Consider the following 15,327-nt stretch of genomic DNA (forward strand, 5'->3'; position numbering starts at 1 on the left):
TAATTCTTTAACACTAAAGTTACATGTTACTTATGATTAAAAATCATTTAAATGATACATAATTTCATGAACTTCCAGATTGTAACTTTAGGGTATAGTCTAAATTTACTAGTTTTGGATACATATTTTGGTCTTATTCATAAGAAGCTGAAAAAGTAATTAGTTAATTACTTTCAATTCAGCAGTAAAACTGATTCAATTCATGGAACACTATCTTGAATAGTGAGCATGGAACATGAAAAAATATAAAAAAAACCTCGATTGGAAAAAGTGGCTTTAAATATTGAACTATAGCTTTGAAAAATAAAAGATTTATGTGTAACTATTCCTATCATTACACTATTGCCTATAGATAGTGCCATAATTAGTAATATATAAATTTTACATTTACTGAATTAAACCGATGAAATTATCTGACTTTTCTACTCAACGTATTGGCGAATATATAGCTGGGGACCTCGAAGGCTGGCCCTATAGACGTGGGGTCGATCTTGTGGAATTTTTCAATAAAATGGGCTTTAGGGAAACCTATGGACAAGGTTTTCCAAGCCGTGCTATTTATGCAAAAGAAAAAGTTTCTGAACTGAATGGTAAGCCCAAGCTAAAAGATGTCATTCGAGAAATGCTTGACCCTAGGCTCTGGATCGATCTTACGCCTAAGGGTCATTTAGTAGAAACTTGTGCTGCTCAAGTCAATGAAATTTTAAATTATGATGGCTATGAAGTAGTTAGAGATGGAAATTTTTACAAAGTACGAGAGTTAGCTGGAACAATTATTGAAATTGAGAATAGATTTGAAAAATCTGAAGAACTTAGTGAACTTCTTATAGAAGAACAAATCCAAAAATGTAAAGCTAAAATTGAGGCTGAAGACTACTCTGGTGCCATAACTAATGCACGTAGCTTAATTGAAGCAGTGTGTGTGAAAATTGAAGCTGAACTAGATCCTAATGCTAAAGGAAATGATGGAGACTTAGTTAAAATTTTTAATCGAGTAAGAAAGCTATTAAATCTAGATCCAAGCAGGCAGGATATTTCTGACTCGCTTAAACAAGTTTTGTCAGGGCTATCTAATATAATTAATGGCCTTGCCACTATGAGAAATAAAATGTCTGATGCACATGGTGTAACCTATAAACCAAGTAGACACCATGCAAAGCTCGCAGTAAATTCTGCCAAAACACTTGCAGACTTCTTATTTGATACAATGAGCTATCAGATAGAGAATGGTCATCTAAAAGGAAAATAAGAAGTTCTTAATTTTCATAGAAAACAGCCGTGATCTTAGATTAGGGCTTCGTATAATCCGTATCATGTTAATTGTAGGAATTCTTAATCTATAGTCTTGTAATATATTTTTTATTTTCACTTATAAATGTTTATGTCTAAGCTACCTAGGTTTTCAAAAAAGAATAGAAATCTTCGAAAGAACTATTCTAATTTACTACTATCAAAATCTATTTCTTCTAAATTATCATTTAATAATACTATGTTTTTTAATGTAAATCTTAGAGGATCGAGATTAAGAAAATGTTCATTTAATACCACAAATATCTTTTTATCAGATTTTTCCGGAGTAATTTTAAATGGCTCTAAATTTAAGAATGTTCACTTTAAAAAATGTGTATTTTATGCAACTATTTTCCGTAAATGTAAGTTTATAAATTGCAAATTTGATCAGTGCATTTTTATCAATACTAATACTCAAGAATTTACTGAAAGTATTTTAAGCAACTGTATTGAATCGAATTTTTACCAACTTAAAGAACTAAAAACCTCTATAGCTGATCTATCTGAATATAAGTCAATTCCCATATTACAAAAAAATAGACTTTTACATTTAAAAGGAGGGAAGATTAATAAAGCAACATTTTCTATTCTTTTATCAGAATTCTCTGAAGAAAATATCCTTTTAGCTTTATCTTTAATTTTCTTTGATGATTCTTACAGTAAGCCTAAAATATTAAGTACCTTTAAACTTTTAGAAGTAATCAAAATGACTATTGACAACATGCAGCCATAAATAGACTATTAAATAGCTCTGCCCCATCCAATCGAAAGGTTGGATAACTAAGACAAATATTGGGAGCTTTTGTTTGGATACAACAATTCAATCACTAGTCTAATAGCTAACATTCTGGGAGGGCTTGCTATGGTAGGAAATATTGCGACTGTTGTTGGTTTTTCAGCTTTAATTTTTACACTTTTACTTGAAAAAGTAGGAAATAGTTTGACCTTTCGATTGTTTGGGGTGTGTTATAAATCACCTAATTAATGTTGGGAGTAAGTTATGGATATTGTCAATCGTGCTTTGGTTCGTTCATTAGCAACAACTATTGTGAAATTAGAAAAAGAAGAAGAAAAGCAATTTAATCCAAGTTCTGTAGTGGATGTTTGGAATACTAAATACGATTTAGTTGAACCAGCTCAATTGCCCACCTTACAGAAACAAGTAACCTTAGAAGTACATGCTGAACGCCATGCTACTACTAACTCTCTAAATATTTCAGCACAAGGTATGGCTTCACTTAAAGTAGATCAAGTCTTCGGTAATTTATCTTTGGCTCCTACTGGGTTAGATATAGATCCTGAAGCAATTTAGGGTTGTTAAAAAATTAATTTCAGAATCGCTCTCTAATAATCAAGATTAGTAGGGCGATTTTTTAATTATTATATTCTTATAGGTACTAGTATTGTCTGATTCAATAGTTTTACAACTTCAAAGTTTAGCTTCGGATCCCAATAGTAATATTGAGGAGTTATTAAATAAATCTTTATTAGTGGCGAGAAAGCTAAAAATAAAAGAATTTAGAAAATGGTGTGAGTTAGAACTAGAAGGATATGAAAAAAATACGCTTCCTGAATATCGTAAGTTTAGAGGGCAACTGAAAGTATTTAATCCTTATCATGGCTTTCAGACTTTTATTATTCCAGATGATCTAGATGAAGTTGTCACATCTATTTCTATTAATCTGTCCGTTGGCGAAATAAATAATTTACTAAAACAAGACGGTGATTCTTTTGAAAATGTTATAAGTAACCAAGCGAAACGCCAATTGATGTCTCTGCAAGGTGGATATGACTTAGAGCCCAGGGTTATATTTAAGAGAAGTCAGTTATTAGGAATAACCTCAAAATTAAGAAATATTATTTTGAATTGGTCCTTACAATTAGAAGAAGATGGAATCCTGGGTAAAGGTCTTAAATTTAGCGATAAGGAAAAAGAAGCTGCAATGTCTGTAAATCATTTCAATATTCAAAACCTGCAGGGTGTTGCAGGGACAATATCTGGTGGAACAATTAATCAAAATAATCAGATTAACATAAAAGAAATGGATTTTGATTCTTTGGCTAAATATCTTGCAGCTAATAATATAGCTTTCTCTGACATTCAAACTTTAAAAGAAGCAATTCAGCATGATTCTATACCTACAGAGTCAAATAAACTTGGTGAAAATGTCAGTGGTTGGATTGCAACAATGATGGGGAAGGCTGCAAATGGCTCTTGGGATATTGGGATAGCTACTGCAGGAACATTACTGGCACAATCGATAGCAAGTTTCTATGGTTTAGGTTAATCATATTAAAACTGGATAGTTGCTGATTCAGTCATATCTGTGGTCAGATTTTTAGGAAGATTTACAGTTATTTTATCCTCCTCTGAATGCACACCCCCCTAACGTCGGTTAGGGGGTTATTTTAAACTTGCTACACATATGATTAGAGTAATGATTGCACAAACACGAGGGAATTCTGGTATCTCTGTAAACCTTGCTTATCATAGAATCTAGCTGATTTTTCATCAGCAGCATTCAAATATAAAATTGAACATTGTGGATTCTCTGCGGCAAACTCTCGAGCTAGTGAGATACCCTCAATTAATAGGGTTTCACCAAAACCTCTATCTCGATAATCTTGATCAACAGCTAAAAAACAAACTTCCAAAGCCTGAGTCCCTGTAGGCAATTGCAGCTTCTGCTTAAAATTATTTGGGAGATTGGTTCTATATTTTAAAATAATAAATCCCACAATTTTATTTGGGGATATCAAATATAATACTGAATACGGGCGCTTCTTACGTAATTCCTTGTCAGGAACAATCTTCATAAATGTTTTATGAATATTCAGATATTTTTCTTCTAATTTAAAATCTTTTCGGCTTTTTAGTTGATCGGGGGTCAACTCGTCAAAATCACAAAGTTGAAATTGATTAAGTGAATAGCTTTCGACGAGCTGATTTGTAGGTGATCCCTGCATTACGTTTTTTTACCTCTAGCTGCTCTAACTTCTGTACAAGCGTATTGTTGTCAGAAAACTTAGAGTTTAATTGTGTTCTTAACCATGCAAGTTCTTCTTTAGATTTAAGACTTAATAATGCAATATCTTCAAAGTAGATATCAGCTAAAGCCTGCTTAAGAATTGCTTGCTCCATATATTTGCTGATGGATAAACCACCAATCTTTGCTGCACGAGCCACTACGTCATGGACAGACTTGTCAACACGAGTAGTCATGCGAGAGACATTGCTATCTCTTTTTTGTTCCTGTGGTGAAACATAAGTTTTCATAACTATTTCCATTACTAAGTTCCGAAGTATTAAGTCATTGACTGTTGACGATGTCAGATACCAGTGTGATCATTACTTCAAGAATTAAACAACTGCAAAAAAAGCAGATAAATTCCCACAAATAAATTTTAGTATAAAATTTATGAAAAGTAAATTTTTTTTGACGCCATTTTATTGGATCTTAAGAATTCTAAAAATCCGTTTAACATAAAATCTCATACACCCAATTCGGGTATTAGGAACCAAAAACCTAATTTTTATAAGCAGATACTCGCTATACTTAAGCAAATTTAGGTATTACTAGAGATTCTTGCTTCATGACTCAACTTCAACAACTACAAAAACATCTTTGGAATATTGCGAACGATTTACGTGGAAAAATGGGAGCTGATGAGTTCCGTGACTACATTCTCGGCTTCATTTTCTACAAATACAGTTTAACCAAAATAGCTGTTATTAAATCCTTCATGTGATTCATATTTCCTAATCATTTCAAAAGCTTTTCTCTTTAACTGATTTATACAGAATCAACTCAATCCACACCCAGAGCTTTAAATACCGCATCTACCGGATCTGCATAGAAGCTGGTCTGAAACTTGGTAAACAGTTCCACAGGAATCGTAGGGATATCTGCCGCACTACTCATTGGTAAGGCGACCTTCTTGGCACCAGCATCAAAAGCAACCTGAAGGCATTCAGCAATACTTTCCACCGGTGTCACAGAACCACCCAAGCTCATATCACCCAGTACCACCATCTGACTTTGTATTGGACGTCCTAATAGGCCAGAGGCGAAAGCCACTAAACTTGGCAGAGCAAGATGGCTGAGCGGCCCGGTATTCTGTAATTCAACCACATGTAAGTGGAAGTCATGTTCCAGCACCTTACTGCCCCCCGAGATCCGAGAGGCGTTGGCCTTGAAGTAATCAAAAGCAATCTTGACCTGTTCTTTGGCACTACTTGAATTCCATAAGCCAGATGTCGCCAACTTTCCTGAACCTTTAGTGACTTGAAGTTCTAAGCGGTATAAGCCTGGCATGCCCTTATTACTAAGGCCAATGGTATACAGGAAGCCTGGTTTAGCAGGACCTTCGGGAATAAGTCCACCTCCACCCTGCTCTTTTACCGAAACAAAATGCTCTTCTAGGGTGTCATTGTCGATATAGCTAAAATGCACATCATAGAATTCCATCCCCCCAATTTTTTTCAGCTGTTCTTTGACCCGACGGCGTACCTGCAGCGCATATTCCAGACATTGGCGTACATCTTCTTTATTAAACTGACCGTGTGGGTAAAGCAGCTTCATCAATCCAGAAACCGTCTTGCGAACGGCAATCACATCGCGCTGATTCAGGTTATTTCCGAGTTTGAAGTACTTCTCAATGGCATCCGCAAAACTACGCTTACGCATTTCCCGGAAGAATTCAGCCAGATAATCAACGATTAGACCATAACGGTTAGTAAAGAATTCCGGACGCATTTTTGGAATTTCCCAACCCGGGATATAGGCATGAAAGCGATCAAAGAATGCTGAATCGATCATTGCTTCAGGAAAAGGAGCCAATAAGTGGCTAGTCTTCACCAAGGATTCAACACTTTGGTTAATATTACCCACAAAAACCATTGAAGCTGAGGCTTCCATCTGTTCCCGGCCACGGGCAAAAGAACCTGAGGCCATGTAGTCTTTCATGATCTGTACGCCATCTTTGTCCTTAAAGGAAATACCGGCGACTTCATCAAAAGCTACCACATCCCATAAGCCCACCAGACCAATACGGCGGCTACTCATGTTATAGAACAGGTTGGCGACAGTCGTTTGCCCACCAGAGACTAAAATACTATTCGGTGAACACTCTTTGTAAATATGGCTTTTCCCGGTACCGCGTGGTCCCAGTTCACAAACGTTATAGTTATTTTCAACGAACGGAACCATACGCGCTAATAGGTGCCATTGCACGTCCTCTTTTAACGAAGCTGGTTCCATGCCGATCGAACGGATTAAACTCTCCCGCCACTGATCAGTGCTTAATGCGGCGCGTCCGTTGAATAGCTCATCCATATTCATATTCGGCATTTGAATCGGCTTGAGTAAACTCACCCCAAATGGAGAACTAGTCTGTCCTTCTTCAAAATAATAACTGAGCGTAGCAATGACCCAGATACCACCAACAAGTAATTTTTCATACTCTTTGACGATGCCTGCCGAGATTTCGGCATCTTTGATGCCCAGATTACTAAATGATGCTTCGTATTTGTCCTTACGCTCATTCAGCTTTACGGTCACCCGATCAATGACCTTATAACTGCCACGCTCACGAACCAGGGATTTCACCTTCTCAGCTTCATCAGGTCGTACATAGTTCTCTGCCAGCACGGTCTTTACGTTACGTAGTCCCTGCTCAATGATCTCTGGATCATCCGAGGCACAGTACATTCCCAGCAGGTATTCAAGTACATAGACCGGGACATTGGCCCCTTCTTTGATCAGTTTAGTCAGATCCTTACGTACCACCCGCCCAGCAAAGTGTTCATTCAGCAGCTGATCCAGTTCTTTATCGTTAGCAGATTCCATGTAGGCTACGCTCTATCGTTAATTCGTTATTAGAAGAAGTCATCGGTAAATGCCAAATCAATGGTGACCTTATAGCGTTGCATCTCGATATTCAGGTCTTTGTCCTTCAGTACCAGGAAGTAATCTTTCTTACGGTCAAAATCAGTGCCAGACAATGACAGTCTGACCTGTTTGACCCGATCGGCAACAGAATCGGTAGTGCTATCAAAAGTCAAAGTTTCTTCACTGGAAACTTTAAGATCCCCATCATAAATGGCAATGGATAAAGTCACTGGCATGACCAGCTCACTGACAGCTTCGGTTTGCATCAAATCAAACTTCTGGATGTTATTGACCATCTTCAGCGTGGATTTGGTAGAAATGACCTCAACTTTACGCTTGGTCCGCTGTCCAGCCTTTTCACCACGTAGCTGTTTTACCATCAGTACCGGCACCACAATTTCCTGAGGCATGATGCCGCCATGCACGAAACGTGAGCCTCCTACAAAATGGAAACGGTTCGCCCCTTTTGGAATCCAGAAATCAGTCGCAGATAATGTGCCTGCCGTAGCTTGGGTTGAGCCTTTCCAGGCTTCCTTGCTCTCTGGTAAACCATGCCCAATCACATAGCGTTTTTTGCTCTTCAATGTATTGGCAGGTTTTTCAGTCAAGCTTGAACGATCCGCAGATTCCAGTTTATGCTGGAACAAGAAGCCATGGTCGGCTGTAATCAACAGGGTAGAAATATTAAAGTGCATTAAAATTTTGCGGCTAAGTTCGGTCAGTTCTTCAATGGCATGTTCCACCGCCATAAAGGTTTCTGATTCTGTCGAGGCGCTGTCACCGCGTGCATCAATCACGTTGTGATAAACGTAAATCAGCTCATGGTCTTTAAGTGCTTCACGGCCTTCATCACGCGACCAGCCTTTTACCGTTTCAGCGGTAACCGCCAATCCATTATAGGCAGCCAGAATTTTGGATCGTGCTGCAGTCCCTTTGCTGGACTGCCCATCTACTAAAACATCATCCCCTGCGGCCTCTTTGTACTCCAAAGTCTGATGCGGCAACAACGAGGCCATGCCAAGTGTGGTGTAACTTGGGACAACGCCCAGCTGTGAAGACAAGGTCGCTTCGGAATAACGCTTTTCATTAATACGATCACGCAGCTCTACCGCAGCTTCATAGCGAAAAGCATCACTGATAATTACCACAATACGGCGTTTCGTTGCAGAACTGAGTAAGGGTCTGACGTGAATATCGTAGAAGTTCTGCTGGTTTGGGATATCTGCCACTTTCCAGACATTCAAGCGTTGCTCAGCTTCAATCCGCTCTCCCCAGTTTCGTGCCAAGTGGTCAATAAACCAGTAGGAATAGCAATTTTCGACTTCTTCATCGAGTTTTTTCAGGATATCGACATGAGCGCGTTGAGAAGCAGCACTGTAGTGGCGGTAGGCCATATCAAAGCGATACAACTCCTGCTCGTAGGCTTTATACAAGGCTTCGCTAGAGTCGAAATAGAAACCGGCATCAAACTGCAGTCGCAGGCTGAACAGGTCAATGGCTGCCTGCAACGCGGTATAGACGGTACGGTATTTACGGCGGGTTGCATCGTCCTTATGTTTGGACGCCCAATAGCCATCCAGACGGGTAGAAATAATCGTTCTGAAATGTTCCAGTTCAGCTTTGGTTGCTGCAGGGATCTGGCTGGCCAGATCGACAATGATCTTTTGTTCAATCACTTCAAAAGTCATGACATCGAGCAGCTGCTCCAGATCAAAGGCCCCGACCTTCTCCTGGATCCGCAGTGCATTGGCCACGCTCTGGGAAAGCTTATCAAAGGTTGGGTAGTATTTGGAGCTGTCTCTCCAGCGTGACAAGAAGGCTCTAGCCGTCGCACGGGAGCTGACAGATGACATCACCAGTTCTTGAGCCCATAGCGGTATATCGCCCAGGCTTTCACAGAAACCTGTGCTCATCAAACGGATAAAGAACGTACCGAGCTTGAATGGTGCTTCCCCATTCAATTCTTCAACCGATGCTGGATAACCAATTTCCGCCTGTAATGCGGTGACCAAAGCCGGCACCAGTTGGAATTTTTCCAGTTCAGCAAAGGATTCCGGATTTACTTCCAACCCCAGATTCTGCTGTACCATTTCATCTGCCAGTGCCAGAACGATATGCATCAGCTCGGCACTGTCGGCCTTGACCACAGCTGCAATCATCGCCATATCCAGATCCTGTGCATCTGCATCAGGCTGGATATAGCGTTTCAATGTACTCAGACGGGCTTTGGCTTTAAGGAATTCTTCACGTTTGGCCAGATGTTCTCTTAGACTCTGCTGCTGTAAACCCAGCTCATTGAAAATAATCGAGAAACGATCGGCATAGAAGCTGCGTGAATACAGCTTGATGTCCAGTAACCAGTCTTTTTCAGTTTCAGGCTCAGCACTGGGGAAATACAGCAAGTATTTGCCCTGCTGATCTTGCAGTTCCAGTTTGAGCTTGATCGCCAAACTCGACTCTTCTGCCATATTCAGAATCTGGACATCTTTCAGTTTTAACGCCTGTATTTCATCACTGAAAGATTGTTCCGCATCGTACCAGAAGACAATCCGGTGATTTTCAGTGTAGAAAGCCTGTTCCAGACCCTTCTGTAGCTGATCCAGATTCATGCAGTCACCTCTTTTTCTGCCACTACAACAGGAAATGGGATGCTATCAACATGAAGTAGCTTTTCTTTAAAATCTTGATCACCTAACGTGATTTCCCAGCGCTCCTCCATGAACTTTAATAGAGTTAAACCTCTCTCTTTAATTTCTTTAGGTGTCCAATCTTGTTTTGTATTTACTTCATTTTCAGATACTGATCCATTGTAATAGCCGACCCCATCATCATCGTTTTTCTTTAACGGGAAAGCCACATTTTGCAATGATGAATTTTTAGCACGGGATAAAGGAAGTAGATTTCCTAAGGAATGAGTTAAATATCGTCGTTTTTGCTCATCTAAGTGAGCATAATGCTTCAACCAATATGGGTCATCTGGCGTTTGTGGGAAAATATGTTCTAGGGTTACAGAATCTTTTTGGCTAGATTTAACTACATCCCAAGATAATTTATTTGTTGATTGTTTACCTTTCTCTCTAAGCCATTGTTCATGTTCGTAGAGAAAATAACGAACACCATCCCAATGATAGAATCCATCTCGATCAAGCTCATATTTTTCATCAATATAGGCTAAAAATTTCTGTGGATCATAATAGTGGCTGATTAATTTTTTAATCGTTTCTATTACCGATTCAATTGTTATGGAACTTGTCAACAAATCTCTCGACATAGCAAAAAGTTCGGTATCACCTGTATTTGAACGACGCTGACTTAAATTAAATAAAGTAAAGTTATATCTCTCTGCTACTTGCAACAACTCGACAATTCTCACCGGATCTTGTTTCGAAACAAATGCAGAAAGAATTAGAGGTTTAAAAGAACGGAAACTTAAACGTTCCAATCGATCTAACCAGTTTCGTTGCAAATCGGTCAGATTATCAGATTGATCAAAGGAAGGATTATGAATGTAAAACCAATAAATAATTGATTGTTGTAGACTTTTTACATACTCAGAAATCTCTTCGATTTTTAAAGCATCATCTGCAGTTTTAGGATGTGTGATGTTCCGCGCATTAAATTTCTCATTGAGCAAGAAATTAATGTAATCATCGCCTTTTCTTCGTGTGTACTTAAAATACATTGTCCAATGGTTACGAAGAAAAAGATTATCACTTAATGGAGCATCTGAATTTTTTCCTAAATATTCATACATGGTTTTCCAAGCATCGTTGATATTGGATCTCAGCTTGTCTTTACCCGTATTGTCTTTAAAAAGTGTTGATAAATAAATCAGTCTATTCTTTAGTAGCTCTAGACTAGAAAGAGGCCTACCACGATTGTTCATCGTTTCAAAGGTGACAAATACATCTATCTCGTCATTAATCACATAAAGATTGAACTTAAATTTTTGAGTTAATTTTTTATATAGTGCAGTTTTATCTTCTAGTGATAAGACAGCTAACCGTTCTTTAAAAAACTCTTTTGCATTTTTCAAATTACGAGTGTAAAGGGTTTCTTGTTGCTGATAGGTGTGTGAATACATCCCAAAAATTTTAGTTCTCAAGAATTCATCACTTGGATTATCTTTTTCGTAGCCAAAAATGTAACTTTCGCGGATATTGTCATCCGCTTTTAATAAAATAAATTTTTGTTTAATTTTATCAACTGATTGTGAGGCGATTAACTCGCCATCTGGAATTGATTCAATAATTGCCTGAATCAGTACCATTGATGTAGTCAAACGTTGTTGTCCATCCACCACATAAAACGGCTTATAATCCAAATCTTTTATAAGCCATTGATCATTTGTCCATTTAGACCAGATTTTCTCAGGTACAGGTTCAAGTGTAATAACACCTGTATAATGTATTCTTTCAGGATCAAGCTGTAGTAAATCTTCCCAATAATCTTCCAATTGGGTCGTAGTCCAAGCATAGCCCCGTTGATAGTCAGGAATTCGTAAAATTCGTTCTTTAAAAATACTATTTAGACTTTGTAATTCCATGATTATTCCCCACTGCCCCCCGTAATCGCTTTAACTTCAGCCAACAAGTCCCCAAACTTGCCATAGTTCACTTTCACCCCATCATCCAGATCTAAAGTAATACGCTGATCGGCATAGTGACGCAGTTTTTCCTCAAAGCTACTCAGTTCAGCCTGTTGCTTATGCAAGTTTTGTAGTTCTTTTTCTTTACGTTTGATTTCAGCAGCAGAATCACTGTTTTCGATTTCACTTTGCAAAGAGTTAACCATCGCTGTCATTTTTGAAATCAGTGGCATCACGTATTCAGTACGCATACGGGCCAAGGTACTTTCGTTATAGCGGTGCAAGTACACCAACGCCTGGAAAGCACCTTGTTTACCACTGCTGAATAACCAGTAGATCGGGCGCTTTTTATAAGTCTGCATATGGTCTTTATAGAACTTGCTGGCTAAGTAACGGCGAATGGTGTCTTCCGCTGTTTCACTGGCTTTTTTGTCCAAGCTTTCTGCCAGCCACAGCATATTGGCCTCTAGCGTGTCTTTACCCCAAACCGCAGCTAAGAACTCTCGAATACGATGGGTGGCATCATCTTCAAACCAGTGCATTTCGGTCAGTGGAATAATGCCGTCCGCATCGGCTTGGAATGCTTGATAGCGACTGGCATCAAACTCTTGATTGCCTGCATGGGCATAGATCAAACCAGGTTCATCCAGGCTATAACGTCCCATCATGCAGCCAAGGGCATAAGAGACTAAACGCTGGCTGTCTTTTTCACGGTCGGCACGAGTAAGCGTGATTTGCTCATCAGGTACGTTTGGTGTAAGTTCATCCTGTAAACCATAAGCATCAATAAACAGCTTGTTGTTTTCTTCTTCCAAACGTTTCATTTCAGCCACGGCGTCAGTATTTTGCTGTTGCCATGTGTTAAACGCTAGTTCTAAGTTTGGCTGTTGGCTACGAATAATGGGGTTTTGGGTAAAGTCCCATGAGGTTTCGTAGGAGTCCCAATCATATTTAGATAATTGAACACAAACCTTAATATTTTCTTCATTAGCTGCTTGTACATCAAATGGAAGTTTATTTATTTCGCCAACTCCAAAATGTAAGGTAGGATTCATAAGATTCATATAGTAGAAAACAACTTTTGAATTTAATAAACCTAATGTTGTTATTAAATTATTTGAAAAAACCATAGAACCTGTATTTTCAAATATAAAGCCTTCATCTACTAATCTTGCACAAAAAAAAGAACTCGAAATATCTGTCCAGGTTACGCCAGCTTTAAAATAATATGATGGATTTCGAATGGTAGAATTACGCTGCTGTTTAATTGCAAATCCATTTTTTTCCCAATTAATAATATGATTTCTGTTTCCATACCATTTTCTTGCAGTACCACCATCATTATGTGGGAACCATTTATTTAAATTAATTTGATTATTTTTGGCTACAAAATTGATCTTAGTATGATTGACTTCATACCACTCTCTTACAAACCTAGGTTTATCTCCGCTTGTTAGTCCACTTTTAGCATTAGCTATATCCGCTAATGCTGGCATTTTCTCAAAATTATCACGTATAGAATTACCTACCCAATATGCTATAGGACTACATGGTATTTTTTGGAAATCTTCTTGAATGGTTGTATCAAAGCGATTTAAATTATTTTTTAATAGGTATTGTTTTTCCTCATGATTTTTATCTACTAATCTGAAGAAAGCCGGCTTTACACCCCCTATATGTTTTTTTTGACCTACGAATGCTACAGTCTGTACAACTTCGCCTGATATCTCTGGAAAAGCTCGAGCTCCCAAATGAGCCATAGTCCAAATTGAATGATTTAGAAGTAATTTTTCCCGCATGTTTTGATATGATGTTAAAAACATCCATCCCTGCATTGTTACCATACTACTAGCACCAGATTCTTTACAAAAATCGAAACCACGTTCTATAAACATGGCAAAGAGGTCTGATTTACTATCAGGATAGTAATCTTTAGCGAATTCTTTTAAGTTTGTAATTGTATTCGCACCCATATACGGCGGGTTAGCGATTACAGCATCATATTTTTTCGCTAAAAGTTTTGCTTGTATAACCAAAGGCAATAATTTTTTAGCAGCGGCTTTCTGTAAGGTATCGCCCTCAATAACCAAGCCTTCTAAGGTATTTTGCAAATCGATAAAATCTTGTTCTGGGCTATCCATACAAATTAAAGAACCAAAAGTTGAGGCTTCTTTAAACTTAGCTAAAACTTCCTGAATCAGCTTAAAACGTTCGTCATTTTCAGGACTGCTTAAATCCTTTTGATCATTGCCAAACAGATCGACATGACTGCCTTTTTGCCATGCTTGGTTTAAGTTGAGATCTTTCCAGATTTGATCTGCATCTAAATCCTGACTGTCTTGTAACGCAATAATATTCAGCTTTGGTGGATTGCTAAATAAACGGCGGTCATCCTCACGCGCTTTCATCAATAGCGCAAAACTCGCCAACTGTGCCGCACGGGTATCAATATCAATCCCGTACAGGTTATTTTCTAGAATCAAACGTGGAATATCACGGCTACGGTAACCCCGTTCCAAATAAATCGCTTTTAGGCAATCGTAGGCTTCCACCAGAATATGCCCCGAACCACATGCCGGATCGAGTACAGTAATGCTTTCAGGATTTAAAGTATCGCCATCTTCACTGATCCGCACATCAATCAACTGTTTTAGCTGTGCATTGACTTCATCGGTCTGTTCCGCTGGCTGAATATAATATTCCCATTCACTGGCAAGCATACTTTCAGGCTGCGCCATCAGCCATAAGCGGCCGACACTGTTCTGTACTAGATACTTCACAATCCAGTTCGGGGTGAATAATTGCGTCGCGGCAGGGATGTCTTCACTCTTGACGACTTTACCAATCACCTGGTCTTTCTTTTCAGAAATATAGAACTGATACAGCCAGCCAATAATTTGCACATCCGACCAGTCTTCTTCCGGAATGCTGCTGACCAGATCACGAATAAGTGAATCGGTTTTGGTTAGGTTATCCGGTAATAGCAATTCAGATTCATCAGATACCTGTTCAAACAGTAATGGCATGACCTGATTCAACGCATGACACTGCGCTAGTAACAATTCACGATAGAGTTCTTCGTCTTTATTGCCATCCAGCTTGAGATCAGCCACACGGCTGGCATCTAAATTCGGTAGCTCAATGTCCAGACATTCTTCCAGAATCTGTGGCAAGCCTGCACTACCATCGGCACTGCTGAGCACACGGCGACCATGATCCAGTAAGCCTTTGCATTCCATGTAACGAATCGCACAGAGACGGTTAAACCAACTGTAAGCGATATAATCAATCGTCTGCTCAAAACTGCTGGTTTGAATGCGTTTGATCAGCTTGTCACGTGGTTTCATGACTGATAGCGGAAAAACCTGATCGCCAATCAGCAGCAAGTCGCCTTTCTGTTCTGCTGGTAAAATACTGTCTGCGGTGATGCCATATTTGGCCGCCTGCTTGCGCATCGCTGCGATAAAATCGTTACGTGCTTGCGGTGCGTATTTTTTAATATGACTGGTATTCATCTTTAAACCTTTAATTAATGACTGATGCCGATATCCCTAACCC

At 38.9% G+C, this 15,327-nt stretch carries 10 protein-coding genes and 1 pseudogene; 5 read left to right on the top strand and 6 right to left on the bottom strand.

All coding sequences use genetic code 11. From position 1 onward, the window contains the following. The first annotated feature begins 403 nt into the window (after nt 1–403). The 4 genes from CF596_RS10710 (at nt 404) to CF596_RS10725 (ending at nt 3,578) form a co-directional block, all read left to right on the top strand. Nucleotides 404–1,249, top strand: a complete 846-nt coding sequence (locus CF596_RS10710; RefSeq protein ID WP_096902437.1) for an abortive infection family protein — start codon at nt 404–406, stop codon at nt 1,247–1,249. A gap of 132 nt (nt 1,250–1,381) precedes the next feature. Continuing rightward, nucleotides 1,382–2,023 carry a pentapeptide repeat-containing protein gene (locus tag CF596_RS10715; RefSeq protein ID WP_096902452.1) on the top strand — a complete coding sequence of 214 codons (642 nt, stop codon included), beginning with the start codon at nt 1,382–1,384 and terminating at the stop codon, nt 2,021–2,023. Between the two features lie 267 nt (nt 2,024–2,290). After that, nucleotides 2,291–2,602 carry a hypothetical protein gene (locus tag CF596_RS10720; RefSeq protein ID WP_096902438.1) on the top strand — a complete coding sequence of 104 codons (312 nt, stop codon included), beginning with the start codon at nt 2,291–2,293 and terminating at the stop codon, nt 2,600–2,602. Between the two features lie 91 nt (nt 2,603–2,693). After that, nucleotides 2,694–3,578, top strand: a complete 885-nt coding sequence (locus CF596_RS10725; protein ID WP_096902439.1) for a hypothetical protein — start codon at nt 2,694–2,696, stop codon at nt 3,576–3,578. Between the two features lie 142 nt (nt 3,579–3,720). On the opposite strand, the gene CF596_RS10730 is transcribed toward CF596_RS10725, so the two are convergent. Continuing rightward, a complete protein-coding gene (locus CF596_RS10730; protein WP_096902440.1) occupies nt 3,721–4,257 on the bottom strand; it encodes a GNAT family N-acetyltransferase in 537 nt (178 codons plus the stop codon). Continuing rightward, nucleotides 4,211–4,567 carry a DUF1778 domain-containing protein gene (locus CF596_RS10735; protein ID WP_096902441.1) on the bottom strand — a complete coding sequence of 119 codons (357 nt, stop codon included), beginning with the start codon at nt 4,565–4,567 and terminating at the stop codon, nt 4,211–4,213. Before CF596_RS10735 ends, CF596_RS10730 begins: the two co-directional genes overlap by 47 nt. A 317-nt stretch (nt 4,568–4,884) precedes the next feature. On the opposite strand from CF596_RS10735, the pseudogene CF596_RS10740 reads away from it, so the two are divergent. Beyond that, nucleotides 4,885–5,001 (top strand): annotated as a pseudogene (locus CF596_RS10740) (type I restriction-modification system subunit M N-terminal domain-containing protein); the annotation flags it as partial. 98 nt (nt 5,002–5,099) lie between these two features. Here CF596_RS10740 and brxL read toward each other — a convergent pair. From brxL to pglX, 4 genes are read right to left on the bottom strand one after another with little or no spacing between them, the layout of a single operon-like run. Next, nucleotides 5,100–7,139: a protease Lon-related BREX system protein BrxL gene (gene brxL / locus CF596_RS10745; protein WP_096902442.1), complete on the bottom strand. Its 2,040-nt coding sequence runs from the start codon at nt 7,137–7,139 to the stop codon at nt 5,100–5,102. A 29-nt stretch (nt 7,140–7,168) separates the two neighbouring features. Continuing rightward, nucleotides 7,169–9,790 carry a BREX-1 system phosphatase PglZ type A gene (gene pglZ, locus CF596_RS10750; protein WP_096902443.1) on the bottom strand — a complete coding sequence of 874 codons (2,622 nt, stop codon included), beginning with the start codon at nt 9,788–9,790 and terminating at the stop codon, nt 7,169–7,171. Then, nucleotides 9,787–11,727 (bottom strand): DUF262 domain-containing protein, encoded by a 1,941-nt coding sequence (locus tag CF596_RS10755; RefSeq protein WP_005401823.1) that lies wholly within the window; start codon nt 11,725–11,727, stop codon nt 9,787–9,789. Before CF596_RS10755 ends, pglZ begins: the two co-directional genes overlap by 4 nt. Nucleotides 11,728–11,729: 2 nt before the next feature. Next, nucleotides 11,730–15,284: a BREX-1 system adenine-specific DNA-methyltransferase PglX gene (gene pglX / locus CF596_RS10760; RefSeq protein ID WP_096902444.1), complete on the bottom strand. Its 3,555-nt coding sequence runs from the start codon at nt 15,282–15,284 to the stop codon at nt 11,730–11,732. Between the last annotated feature and the right edge of the window lie 43 nt (nt 15,285–15,327).

It is taken from the genome of Acinetobacter sp. YT-02 (assembly GCF_002412355.1).
Taxonomy (GTDB): domain Bacteria; phylum Pseudomonadota; class Gammaproteobacteria; order Pseudomonadales; family Moraxellaceae; genus Acinetobacter; species Acinetobacter towneri.

Bases quoted from the DNA above. Each gene is read 5' to 3' on its own strand.
- brxL (WP_096902442.1), bottom strand. From the start codon at position 7,139: ATGGAATCTGCTAACGATAAAGAACTGGATCAGCTGCTGAATGAACAC.
- CF596_RS10755 (WP_005401823.1), bottom strand. From the start codon at position 11,727: ATGGAATTACAAAGTCTAAATAGTATTTTTAAAGAACGAATTTTACGA.
- CF596_RS10730 (WP_096902440.1), bottom strand. From the start codon at position 4,257: ATGCAGGGATCACCTACAAATCAGCTCGTCGAAAGCTATTCACTTAAT.
- CF596_RS10735 (WP_096902441.1), bottom strand. From the start codon at position 4,567: ATGAAAACTTATGTTTCACCACAGGAACAAAAAAGAGATAGCAATGTC.
- pglX (WP_096902444.1), bottom strand. From the start codon at position 15,284: ATGAATACCAGTCATATTAAAAAATACGCACCGCAAGCACGTAACGAT.
- pglZ (WP_096902443.1), bottom strand. From the start codon at position 9,790: ATGAATCTGGATCAGCTACAGAAGGGTCTGGAACAGGCTTTCTACACT.
- CF596_RS10710 (WP_096902437.1), top strand. From the start codon at position 404: ATGAAATTATCTGACTTTTCTACTCAACGTATTGGCGAATATATAGCT.
- CF596_RS10720 (WP_096902438.1), top strand. From the start codon at position 2,291: ATGGATATTGTCAATCGTGCTTTGGTTCGTTCATTAGCAACAACTATT.
- CF596_RS10715 (WP_096902452.1), top strand. From the start codon at position 1,382: ATGTCTAAGCTACCTAGGTTTTCAAAAAAGAATAGAAATCTTCGAAAG.